The 11284-nt window shown below is 39.2% G+C and carries 13 protein-coding genes; 2 read left to right on the forward strand and 11 right to left on the reverse strand.

The genetic code is table 11. The features are described from left to right. Positions 1-89 precede the first annotated feature (89 nt). The 8 genes from atpH to PN497_RS12315 form a co-directional block, all read right to left on the reverse strand. Positions 90-644, reverse strand: a complete 555-nt coding sequence (atpH, locus tag PN497_RS12280; RefSeq protein ID WP_096572352.1) for an ATP synthase F1 subunit delta — start codon at positions 642-644, stop codon at positions 90-92. A 5-nt stretch (positions 645-649) separates the two neighbouring features. After that, complete coding sequence (locus PN497_RS12285) at positions 650-1207, reverse strand: F0F1 ATP synthase subunit B (protein WP_096572351.1); 558 nt, start codon at positions 1205-1207, stop codon at positions 650-652. A 163-nt stretch (positions 1208-1370) separates the two neighbouring features. Further along, positions 1371-1862: a F0F1 ATP synthase subunit B' gene (locus PN497_RS12290; protein ID WP_096572350.1), complete on the reverse strand. Its 492-nt coding sequence runs from the start codon at positions 1860-1862 to the stop codon at positions 1371-1373. A 159-nt stretch (positions 1863-2021) separates the two neighbouring features. After that, positions 2022-2267: an ATP synthase F0 subunit C gene (gene atpE, locus PN497_RS12295; protein WP_010994186.1), complete on the reverse strand. Its 246-nt coding sequence runs from the start codon at positions 2265-2267 to the stop codon at positions 2022-2024. A 231-nt stretch (positions 2268-2498) separates the two neighbouring features. Then, positions 2499-3254 (reverse strand): F0F1 ATP synthase subunit A, encoded by a 756-nt coding sequence (gene atpB / locus PN497_RS12300; RefSeq protein ID WP_096572349.1) that lies wholly within the window; start codon positions 3252-3254, stop codon positions 2499-2501. A gap of 51 nt (positions 3255-3305) precedes the next feature. Beyond that, the gene (locus PN497_RS12305) at positions 3306-3767 is read right to left on the reverse strand and encodes an ATP synthase subunit I (RefSeq protein WP_096572891.1); all 462 of its coding nucleotides are present in this window, start codon (positions 3765-3767) and stop codon (positions 3306-3308) included. A 361-nt stretch (positions 3768-4128) separates the two neighbouring features. Next, entirely contained in the window at positions 4129-4404 is a 276-nt protein-coding gene (locus tag PN497_RS12310) for a hypothetical protein (RefSeq protein WP_272110271.1), read from the reverse strand. A gap of 739 nt (positions 4405-5143) precedes the next feature. Continuing rightward, positions 5144-5773, reverse strand: a complete 630-nt coding sequence (locus PN497_RS12315) for a phosphoribosylanthranilate isomerase (protein ID WP_096572348.1) — start codon at positions 5771-5773, stop codon at positions 5144-5146. Positions 5774-5922: 149 nt separating this feature from the next. On the opposite strand from PN497_RS12315, the gene psaK reads away from it, so the two are divergent. Further along, positions 5923-6174 (forward strand): photosystem I reaction center subunit PsaK, encoded by a 252-nt coding sequence (gene psaK, locus PN497_RS12320; protein WP_096572347.1) that lies wholly within the window; start codon positions 5923-5925, stop codon positions 6172-6174. Positions 6175-6463: 289 nt separating this feature from the next. Next, positions 6464-7681 carry a site-2 protease family protein gene (locus PN497_RS12325; protein WP_096572346.1) on the forward strand — a complete coding sequence of 406 codons (1218 nt, stop codon included), beginning with the start codon at positions 6464-6466 and terminating at the stop codon, positions 7679-7681. 451 nt (positions 7682-8132) lie between these two features. Here the strand turns inward: PN497_RS12325 and PN497_RS12330 are convergent, their stop codons facing one another. From PN497_RS12330 to hemN, 3 genes are all read right to left on the reverse strand, one after another. Continuing rightward, positions 8133-8825 (reverse strand): manganese catalase family protein, encoded by a 693-nt coding sequence (locus tag PN497_RS12330; protein ID WP_096572345.1) that lies wholly within the window; start codon positions 8823-8825, stop codon positions 8133-8135. Between the two features lie 152 nt (positions 8826-8977). Next, on the reverse strand, positions 8978-9250 hold the full coding sequence (locus tag PN497_RS12335; protein ID WP_096572890.1) for a GlsB/YeaQ/YmgE family stress response membrane protein: 273 nt from the start codon (positions 9248-9250) through the stop codon (positions 8978-8980). Between the two features lie 269 nt (positions 9251-9519). Continuing rightward, on the reverse strand, positions 9520-10902 hold the full coding sequence (gene hemN / locus PN497_RS12340; RefSeq protein ID WP_096572344.1) for an oxygen-independent coproporphyrinogen III oxidase: 1383 nt from the start codon (positions 10900-10902) through the stop codon (positions 9520-9522). Positions 10903-11284: the final 382 nt, after the last annotated feature.

Consider the following 11284-nt stretch of genomic DNA (forward strand, 5'->3'; position numbering starts at 1 on the left):
TTTTTGGTAAACGGTGATTGGTGATTGGTGACTGGTGACTGGGAAGAATATGATTAATTACCCATTACCCATTACCCATTACCCATTACCTAACCATTAGTTAAGCGCAAAGAAAGGCGACGTAGTTGACCACGTAAGCTGGCATCAATAACTTGAGAACCGACTTTGATCACCACACCACCAATTAAATCGGTGTCGATTTTGGTTTCAATTTCTACTTCCCGTGCTTTGGTAATAGAAAGAACCTTTTCTTTCACTGTTTGCAGTTGTGCATCTGTCAAAGGAACAGCAGAAGTTACTTCTGCTAAAACCGTTTGATTCAATTCCCGTAACAGGTTTACATACTGCTGTAAAATTGGCTCTAGAAAAGAAATTCGTCTTCTATCAACCAACAGCAAAATGAAATTTCTCAGATAGGGGTTAACACCTTCCCCTAACAATTGTTTGAGGAAATTCTTTTTGTTTTCTGGTTGAATAAAGGGGTTATCCAAAAAGTTTTGCAATTCCCCAGAACCAGAAATCAAACTAACTAGAGTCCGTGCATCTGCACCAAACTCTTCTGTCAAATTATTTGCTTGAGCAACGGATAACAAAGCCTGTGCATAAGGCTGGGCTACTTCTGCTGTAGCTGCATTACTTTTCATGGTTTCTAACCTCCCAATTGAGCGATGCTACGGTCAATAATAGTTTTTTGAGCATCCTCAGCAATGCCAGTCTTGAGTTCAGCTTCCGCCTTTTGCAGTGCTTGAGCTACTACTTTTTGACGCAATTGAGAAATTACACGCTCTAGTTCTGCATTCAAGTCAGCCGCACCAGCAGCTTGCATTTTCTCAATGTCAGCAGCAGCTTGAACCAAAATAGCCTCACCAGCAGTTTTTGCACTTACTTCTGCATCAGCTTTAATTCTGGTAGCTTCAGCTTGAGCTTGCGTTAGCTTTTGTTGCGCTTCTTGCAATTGCTTTGCAGCTGACGCTGCTCTTTGCTCTGCACTCTTAATTGCTGTTTCAATATTTTCTCGACGAGATTTGAGGGTATTACCCAAAACCTTACGTCCGAAAACAAACAGTACAGTAATAATAATGGCAAGGTTAATTAGGTTGGTCTCTAAAATATTAGTATTTAGACCAAAACCACTATGTTCTGCTCCCTCTGCCAGTTCACCTCCGACGGCGGCTGCTTCCGCCATCAATAGTACAAAAGTCCCCATGATTTTCTATCCACAACTGCGCTGCCAAATTCAAAATCTATTGTCAGTTTCAGAAGGCAAGAGGCAAGAGGCAAAAGGCAAAAGGCAAGACTTTTTGATTGATATTCCTCCTATTCCCTATTCCCTATTCCCTATTCCCTATGAATAGTGACAATTCTGCGAGTTAGCGTTGGCCTATTAAGTCAGCACCTAACAGCTTCTCTAGTATTTGGCGACTGAGGGCATCTACCTGAGCTTCTAAGGAAGCTAAAGCTTGTTGTTTTTGCTGCTCAATTTCACCAGCTGCTTTTTCTCTTTGTGCTTGGGCTTCTTGCTGCGCGGCAGCTATTTTCTGGGCCGCTGTTTTTTGCGCTTCTGCTTGAGCTTGGGCAATAATCGCTTGTGCTTGTCTTCTTGCGCCGGCTAGTTCTTGTTCATACTGCTCGGCTAACTTTTCCGCTTTTGACAAGCGTTCTTGGGCATCCAATTGATTGTTACGGACATATTCATTACGTCCATCAATGGCTTTACCCAATGGTTTATAGAGAGTTGCATTCAATATCAGGGCTAAAACTAGAAACTGGATTGCCATCAAGGGCAAAGTCGCATCTAAGTCAAACAAGCCCCCTTCTTTGGCAACTTCTTCTACTGCCAATAAGGTGATCCAGTGTGTCATCGTTGCTTGTTCCTATCTATGATTGTAGTCCTGAGTTATGATTGGTGGATGTTATGAGTTATGAGTTAGTGAGTCATTAATTCAACTCCTAACTCCTAACTCCTAACTCCTAATTTTTGTCACTCAGCACTCAGACTGTGTACTCAGACTGTGTACTAATTATGCGAAGGGGTTAGCAAACAACAGTACGAGAGCAACTACTAGACCGTAGATGGTTAACGCTTCCATGAACGCCAAACTGAGCAACAATGTACCGCGAATTTTACCTTCTGCTTCAGGCTGACGAGCAATACCTTCCACAGCTTGTCCTGCTGCGTTACCTTGACCAATACCAGGGCCGATTGCAGCCAAACCAACAGCGAGAGCAGCAGCTAATACGGAAGCAGCAGAAACTAATGGATCCATGATATTCTTTCCTTACTTTATACAGTGGTTAGTTGTTGAACTTGTAGAGTTGTTTAGTAGTCAGCTATCAGTTATCAGCTTTCAGCGATCAGATGTTGTTTTTTGGTTGACTGCTCTCGGTTGACTGTTGACTACTTTCTGTCACCTGTCACCCATCACCTGTCACCTCATAACTGTCACCTGTCACCTGTCACCTGTCACCTCATGACTGACTTTTGTCATCTGAGGGGTTTAGTGATGTCCCTCATGCTCTTCGCCATGATGATCTTCCATCGCTTCACCAATATAGGCGGCGGCGAGGGTGGCAAAAATTAGGGCTTGAATAGCACTTGTGAATAATCCCAAGGCCATTACTGGCAATGGTACAAATAGAGGCACTAGCAACACTAGCACGCCTACGACCAATTCATCAGCTAAGATATTACCGAATAAACGGAAGCTTAGGGAAAGAGGCTTGGTGAAATCTTCAATAATTTTGAAGGGCAACATGAAGGAAACTGGTTGCACATAGTTGCCGAAGTACCCTAAGCCTTTCTTGCTGAATCCAGCATAGAAGTAAGCTAATGAAGTTAACAGTGCTAAGGCAACTGTTGTGTTAATGTCGCTGGTGGGAGCGGCCAGTTCACCTTCTGGCAAATGAATTAGTTTAAATGGAACTAATGCCCCTGACCAGTTAGACACGAAAATAAACAAAAACAATGTGCCGATAAATGGCACCCAGGGGCGATATTCTTTTTCGCCGATCTGGTTTTTTGCTAAGTCCCGAATAAATTCTAGGGCAAATTCCATCAAGTTTTGAATGCCGCTAGGAATGCGTTTAACGTTGCTGCTTGCCAAGATGGAAACCAGTGTTAATACGCCAATTACAAACCAGGAGGTGAGAAACACCTGTCCATGTAGCTTTAAGTTGCCTATTTGCCAGTACAGATGTTTACCCACTTCCAATTCTGCCAATGGAAGGGAGTAAAAGTTCAGAAAATTCAGCATTTTCTTGTTAGTGGGATCGCTTCTCTCATCTTACTGGAGAAACAGAGCGTTTTAAGGTTGCCGGAGCTTTGTGGAGTCAGATATAAACGCCACTCTAACTACATAGATGATGAGTGTGGCTTTATAGGTGAGAAATCCCAAGAATATGGGCATGATTTCCAGTTGTTTCAACTTTGATGCTAACAAAATCAGGATGACTAATAAAGCTAACCTGGTTTTACTCAGCTTTTGTTTCTCTGTACCTAATCGCTCTACATCTTTGGCCAACATCCTCAAGTAAAGCACACCTGCACACGCCCCTAATAAATAATTTAGAGCAATGTTGAGGGAATAGGAAACCCAAACAGAGATGAAAATGACCCCTGTTAACACAAGCGTGATTACCAACAACTCTTGATAGAGTTGATAAAACTCCTGCATGGAGGAGCTTGCTGGCTGTTTTTCTTCAGAACTAGCTTGAGTATCTTGTTCTGTTGTCGGAGTGGGTACAATTTGTTCTTCTGACAAGCTCACGGGACTTGAAACCAGTACAGCTAAATAGGGTGACTGCACATTCAGTCAGTTGAATCATATCACGCTCTGGTAACAATACTTTAGAAAAAAACAATTATCTTATTTTTTGGTGATTGGTGACTGGGGACTGGTGATTGGTGACTGGGGACTGGGAAAATACAAATAATTTTCCCTGCTCTCTGCTCTCTGCTCCCCTGCCTCTTCTACACTCTCTCGCTAGGTGTAGGGATGAGTAGTTGATGTTTTATGAGGTTTTAGACTACGTTTAAGTATAACTACTGAACTTTAGACTAAAAACACAAAATGACTCAGGGAAGCTGAGTTGAAAAAAAGCAAAGTAAAAAATTCAAAAAATGAGAAATCAAGCAGTTTTTGGCTGGGCTTTACGTGAAGGTGAAGTACGCTTTTTAACGATAGGATAGCGAATTCTACGTTGTCTGTTCTGTCCGGTCTTCCAGCCGGGAGATTTACCCCGTGGTTTTGGCGGTTGGGCAGGAGTGGAAACCCTGACTAAAATCCCAGGCATCGCTTGTGCAACCCTTCCAGGGGTAAGTTTAGTGATTTGTTTCTGCCACGGGAGGGGATGATCATTGACGATATCACGAGCCAGCCATAACTCCCAAGTGATGAGCGGCATTAAGTCACTCCATCGGTCACATTGAGACTGAGTTTTTGTTGTTTGTTAACTTCTGCTTCTCGATAAGCTTTCGCTACTTCATGCTCAACATTAATAGTAATTGTTTCCATCATTAACTCCTAAGCTAAAAATTAAAGGGTCTTCATTACATATTATGCTAGATTGCGTTCACAAAAACCATAAAACCCTTATGGTATAATAAATACGGGCATTATTTATTAACATTTTAGGTATTTTTCATGGGATATGGCTTTTTGCCTTTATTTTTAAACACATTTTTGATGTTTAATTAATAGTTTGGCATACTATGTACTGAAGAACCAAATTAAACACTGTTGTCTTTATTTTTGTCCTGATTTTTGTCCTGATTTTTCTATTTTATCACTACCTCAAGATTTGAGCGATCGCCTATTCTCAATATACGACAAATCAAATACAAAAAACAACTAGTATAAAACCTGATGTAATCTATCCTTAAATCCTGGATATTATCTCGACTTACTTCGACATAGTTCGACTGCGCTCACTAACCGCTCAGTACAAGTCGCGGTAGTTGAGCGTAGTCGAAACTCGATAACCACCTGATTATGACAAAATTTGAACGCAGATGAACGCGGATTTTTAATTTTTAATTTTTAATTTTTGACTTTTGATTTCCCGAAGGGTGTCCTGATGCTGACAAAATCATTCATTTATCAGCTTTCAGTAAACTGATTACTGATTACTGATAGCTGAATACTCACACAGACTTTAACCTAGCAAATAATAACTCTACTTTATCTAAATCTTTATCTCCTGGTGAACGTTCTACACCACTAGATAAATCAATTCCATCGGGATGAATTTGACTTAAAGCTGTTAAAATATTATCTGGTGTTAGTCCTCCTGCTAAAAACCAAGGACGACTAGGTTTATAAGCTTGTAACATTTCCCAATCTAATGTTTTTCCTGTTCCTCCTAATTGTTGGGGATGGTAAGCATCTAATAGTAAAGTATCTACATAGTCAATATAGTTAGCTGTGGTTTCTAGTTGTTGTAAATTTCTCACTCGCAAAGCTTTAATAATTTCTATGTTTGGTAAAATTTGACGTAATTGATCACAAAATTCTGGTGTTTCATCTCCGTGCAACTGTACACCCGTTAAGTTAGATGTTTGTACAGTCTCACTAATTTGTAAAATGCTGCTGTTGGCAAAAACACCAATTTTATCAATATGATCTGGTAGTGGTGCTACTGCTGCTTGTATCTGTTCTATGGTAACGTAGCGTGGTGAAGTTGGCACACAAATAAATCCTAGTGCGGTTGCACCTAAGTTAGCTATAGCTAAAGACTGCTGTGGTTGAGTAATTCCGCAAATTTTAACTCGCATTTAAGTGTGAGATAAGTTTAATAAATGACGGGGGAAATTAAAAATAATTACAAAAGTACATTAATTTAAAGGAAAAACTTTTGCTTTGTCCTAGCTAATTCTATAATTTTGTAGGTTTGGATTCATTTTTCATAATAGGAGAATACATCTTGTTATCATCTATTTTATTAGCAGCAGCATCCGTACCCGCTACACCTGAGTGGAGTCCTACAGTTGGTATTATTATCAGTGCCAGTTGTTTGGTGGTACTTTTACTCAGTTTGGCAAGTAAAGCGCCCAAAGTAGGACCCCAAATGCCTTTACTTCCCGTAAGTGTAGCAGGTTTTATCGGTGCAATGGCTTTTGGTCATGTAATTGGTATTGGTATTGTTTTAGGACTGACTAACATCGGTCGTTTATAAGTTTAATTTAATGCTCTTTTACTAGAGAGTAACTTAAAAATTCGGCGGTAGGTAAACATTAACTTACTTACCGCTTTTTTATGTCTGGGGACTGGTGACTGGGGACTGGGGACTATGAGACAATGGAAAATTGATAATTGATAATTGATAATTGATAATTGATAATTGATAATTGATAATTGATAATTGATAATTGATAATTAATAACTTCTACCTCCCCTACCTGCCCTACTTCCCCTGCCTTCTGCTATGGTGAGAAATATAAGAAATATATAAATAAATTGATGTAATGCAAAAAAATTGGCAAATTGGATCTTTATTTGGCATTCCTCTGTTTTTGGACTCCCTATGGTTTGTAATTGTTGGGTTGGCAACTTTAAATTTTGGGGTTGCTTACCAAGGATGGGGAACTGTCACAGCTTGGAGTGCAGGACTGGTAATGGCACTGCTGTTATTTACTTCTGTGCTGTTGCATGAGTTGGGGCATAGTTTAGTGGCGCAGTCCCAAGGAATTAAAGTTAATTCCATTACGCTGTTTTTCTTTGGTGGTATTGCAGCGATAGAGGAAGAGTCAAAAACTCCAGGTAAAGCTTTTCAAGTGGCGATCGCTGGTCCTGCGGTAAGTATTATCCTGTTTTTGTTGTTAACTCTAGGTTATCAAGTGATTCCTGATACTACATTATTAAATGTTATGGTCAGGGATTTAGCAAGAATTAACTTGGTTGTGGCTTTATTTAATTTGATTCCTGGTTTACCTTTGGATGGGGGACAGGTATTAAAAGCAGCACTGTGGAAAATTACAGGCGATCGCTTTCAAGCAGTACATTGGGCGGCTAAGTCTGGACAAATTTTAGGTTATTGTGCGATCGCTTGCGGATTTGCTCTAGATTTCTTTACCCAGGAATTGGTAACAGGTTTGTGGATTGTATTATTAGGTTGGTTTGCAATTCGTAACGCTAATACCTATGACAATGTTACCACCCTGCAAGAAACTCTGATTAAACTCCAAGCGGTTGACGCAATGACTCGTGATTTTCGCGTAGTTGACGCAAATAAAACATTACGGGAGTTTGCGGATTTATATCTTTTAGATACATCTTTTCCCCATACATCACACATTGCACATACATATTTTGCTGCATCGGATGGACGTTATCGGGGTTTAGTGAAAATTGATGATTTGCGGATCACGGAAAGAAGTCAGTGGGAAACTGAAACTTTGCAAACTATTGTTCATCCTCTGAACACAATACCCACTGTCAGCGAATCAACTTCTTTAGCAGACGTTATCAACAAACTAGAAAACGAGCAGCTACCCCAAATCACCGTACTTTCTCCCGCAGGTGCGGTAGCTGGTGTGATTGATAGGGGAGATACTGTCAAGTGTTTAGCACAAGAGTTAAATTTGCAAATTAGCGAAGGGGAAATAAAGCGGATTAAAGAAGAAGGGACTTTTCCCCCTGGTTTGCAGTTAGGGGTAATAGCAAAGTCAGTAGGTGAGAGGTGAGAGGTGACTGGTGATTGGGGACACTTCGACAAGCTCAGTGCATCGCTGGTGATTGGGGACTGGTGATTGGGGACTGGTGATTGGGTGAGAAAAACTAAGTCTTTATCCTGACTCCTGATTCCTGTACGGGCGTTCGCGAAGCGTGCTGGAAGCATCAGCATTCGGAAAATAGCCTTGGACAAAAATTTATCATTAGTCGCCCCAATGCTTCGCCCCTACGACTCCTGACTCCTGACTCCTGCTCTAAATTACAATTTGCCAACTATTTATTAAGCTCGACGTTCTAAAGGATTAGCCACATAATTAAATGTTGGTTCAGAGTCAATACTTTTCGGTTAAGCCCAAAAAATAGAATTATGTAGGTTGGGTTGACGTTAGGAAACCCAACATTGATAGGCTTTTGTTGGGTTGCGCTATCGCTTAACCCAACCTACGAAAACTCGACTATTTATTAAGCTCGACGTTCTAAAGGATTAGCCACATAATTAAATGTTGGTTCAGAGTTCCAAGGACCTCGTTGATCTGGCTCAGTTCCATTTGTAGATAAGTTGTAATAAAGAGAAACAGTTTCATCTGGTTGAATATTACCAAACATAGGATCAGTCAACTTACCCAAAGAATCCAAAGCTTTCATAAACATTTGGGTATGCGAAATTTCTCTTGTTAACAAATGCACTAAAGTATTTTTAGTTCCTTGATCGGTTGCCAGTTTAATTAACTCCTCATAAGTTTGCCTTGCGCCAGCTTCTGCGGCAATATTCGCCCGTAAATCTCGAACTACATCACCACCTTCATTCAAGTAATTTGCAGTCCAAGCATGACCTTGACTATCAAGAAAATGAGGTCCTATTCCGCGAATAGCAAAAAGAGTGCTGTTGTAAACTTCGGTTTGGTCGGTATTTTTTGTATGAGATTCTATGAGTTTACCAACCATTTCTAAATGACCAAATTCTTCAATGGCAATATCTTGGAGCATATCCCGAATACCAGGATTTTCTACATGAAAAGATTGCACCCAATATTGCAAAGCGGCTGTGAGTTCTCCAGTTGCACCGCCAAATTGCTCTAGAAGTAATTGAGCAAAGCGGGGGTTAGGTTCATCAACTTTGACAAAATGAATCGGTTCTTTTTTGTGAAAAAACATACAATACAATTAATTCAAATTTCCAAACAATTAATTCAAATTTCCAACTTCAAAACCCAAAATCTAAAATCCAAAATCCAAAATCCCGAATCCCGAATCCAAAATCCAAAATCTAAAATCTAAAATCTAAAATCCAAAATCTAAAATTGAATTTAGGCTCGGCTACTTCTTTGGAATAGCGTCCATAAATAAATCGCAAGTATCGCGCCAATTATTGCCACCAAAAGACCGGGAATACTTAAAGTTGCAGACGCAAATTGTAGAGTACCAGTGCGGAGGAGTGTAAATAAAGTTCCACCGATAAAAGCACCTACAATACCTAAAATTATTGTTGAGACAATGCCACCGCCTTGATGACCAGGATAAACAGCTTTGGCAAGCGCACCAGCTAATAGTCCTAAAATTATCCAAGCAATAATATTAATCATTGCCGATTACCTCTATAGTTTATACTGTATCAAATTTATTAGTATTGAAAGATAATTTTTTCTACCTGTTGATATATTTATTTAAATCAAAAGTTGTAGATAAAGGATTCAAGCTATCATAATTGTTAATTCCTGTTAATGCCATCAACATAAAAATATACCCCAATTATTAGATAATTAGGGTATTTAACGAATTACAAATTACCAATCACCAATTACCAATTACCAATTACCAATTACCAATTACCAATTACCAATCACCATACTCAAATAGCACGAGAGAATTTTGTTTCTTTAATTCTGCTATGAGTATCAAAATTAACGGCGATATTTCTCACCAATAATCTACCAGTATCGGTAATTTGGATTTCGTCGGCTAATAAATTGACCAGTCCATCATCTTCCAGAGGTTTTAATTCTTCTAGTTCCTGGGCAAAATATCCATCAAAATTGATGTGATATTTCTTTTCAATGTCTGATTTATGTAACTGGAAGTGAGACATAATAGACATAATTACATCCCGTCTGATGATATCATCTTGGGTTAATTTAATGCCTTTACTGGTGGGAAGAATACCTGCTGTTACAGCTTGATAATAGTCCTTTAAACCTTTATGGTTTTGAGCATAGGCATCTTCTAACATACTAATAGATGTAGAACCAAAACCAAAAAGTTCGGTTTCTGCGTGAGTTGTATAACCTTGGAAGTTGCGTTTGAGAGTACCATTTTGTTGAGCGATCGCTAATTCATTATTAGTTTTCGCAAAATGATCCATACCGATAAACAAATACTCGTTATTTGTTAATTCTTCAATGGTCATTTTCAGGATATCTAACTTTTCCTGAGCGCCGGGTAATGTAGCCGGATCAATTCTTTTTTGTACAGGTTTCATCCAAGGTACATAGGCAAAATTAAACACCACAACTCGATCAGGATCTAGAGCAATTGTCTTTGTGACAGTTTCTCTAAAAGTATGTAGATTTTGGTAGGGTAAACCATAAATTAAATCTACATTTACACTAGCGAAATTAGCCTCTCTAATCCAATCCATTGCCTCAAACAGCATTTTTTCTGGTTGGATACGGTTAACGGCTTTTTGTACTTCTGGGTTAAAGTCTTGGATACCAAAACTAATGCGATTAAAGCCAATATTTCTGAGAAATAGAATATATTCTCTACTGATATAACGGGGGTTAATTTCAATAGAAACTTCTGCATTTTCATCAATAGTGAAATAACGATTAATCTTATCCCACAAAAATTCAACTTGCTGCATTTCCAAATAATTTGGTGTTCCACCACCCCAGTGAATTTGCAAAACTTTGCGGCTGGTATCTATTAATTCGCTGGTATTTTGGATTTCCTGCGCTAAATTTTGTAGATAAGGTTTGGCAATATTCTTATTGCCAGAAATCACCGTATTACAGCCACAGAAATAACAAGCACTCTGGCAAAAAGGAATGTGGAAATATAAAGATAGGGGCGTTTGACGTTGATTAGAATTAATGATGGCTCTTTCAAAGTCTTGGGCGGTAAATGTTTCAGTTAATTCTGTAGCGGGTGGGTAGCTAGTGTATCTGGGTGCGCGGGTGTCATACTTTTTGATCAGGTCCAAATCGAATTTGACACCAGGTAATAGAAAGACCATCAAAACCTCCGAGTTACTGTTAATTGAATGCCTAGTAGTTGCACTAAGTTTGAATTGGGTTTGAGTTGGGTGGGAATTTGTAGATTGGCAATAGGTTAATATTTATCTTTTGTTACCAATTGCCAAAACATTTGTATGTTTAGCTTCAAATAATGAAACTAAAGTGAAACTAAATAGCTAGGACTTACTGCAAGAAACCCGGTTTTGATTTACAGCAGTTTTCATGTCTTTAGACCACAGTCAGGGCGAAGCATTCGGACAATTAATTATCGGTTTTTACCTAAGACTATCATCCGAATGCTGATGCTTCCAGCACGCTTCGCGAACGCCCCTACATTGTTGACGCGAAACCTAAATCAAAATGTGGTTTATTTACCTGAAA

This window comes from Sphaerospermopsis kisseleviana CS-549, assembly GCF_028329225.1.
Lineage (GTDB): Bacteria > Cyanobacteriota > Cyanobacteriia > Cyanobacteriales > Nostocaceae > Sphaerospermopsis > Sphaerospermopsis kisseleviana.

What these genes read in the sequence shown, in the direction of transcription:
- PN497_RS12310 (WP_272110271.1), bottom strand. Translation starts at nt 4,404, where the DNA reads ATGCCGCTCATCACTTGGGAGTTATGGCTGGCTCGTGATATCGTCAAT.
- PN497_RS12285 (WP_096572351.1), bottom strand. Translation starts at nt 1,207, where the DNA reads ATGGGGACTTTTGTACTATTGATGGCGGAAGCAGCCGCCGTCGGAGGT.
- PN497_RS12325 (WP_096572346.1), top strand. Translation starts at nt 6,464, where the DNA reads ATGCAAAAAAATTGGCAAATTGGATCTTTATTTGGCATTCCTCTGTTT.
- PN497_RS12315 (WP_096572348.1), bottom strand. Translation starts at nt 5,773, where the DNA reads ATGCGAGTTAAAATTTGCGGAATTACTCAACCACAGCAGTCTTTAGCT.
- atpH (WP_096572352.1), bottom strand. Translation starts at nt 644, where the DNA reads ATGAAAAGTAATGCAGCTACAGCAGAAGTAGCCCAGCCTTATGCACAG.
- atpE (WP_010994186.1), bottom strand. Translation starts at nt 2,267, where the DNA reads ATGGATCCATTAGTTTCTGCTGCTTCCGTATTAGCTGCTGCTCTCGCT.
- PN497_RS12290 (WP_096572350.1), bottom strand. Translation starts at nt 1,862, where the DNA reads ATGACACACTGGATCACCTTATTGGCAGTAGAAGAAGTTGCCAAAGAA.
- hemN (WP_096572344.1), bottom strand. Translation starts at nt 10,902, where the DNA reads ATGGTCTTTCTATTACCTGGTGTCAAATTCGATTTGGACCTGATCAAA.
- PN497_RS12330 (WP_096572345.1), bottom strand. Translation starts at nt 8,825, where the DNA reads ATGTTTTTTCACAAAAAAGAACCGATTCATTTTGTCAAAGTTGATGAA.
- atpB (WP_096572349.1), bottom strand. Translation starts at nt 3,254, where the DNA reads ATGCTGAATTTTCTGAACTTTTACTCCCTTCCATTGGCAGAATTGGAA.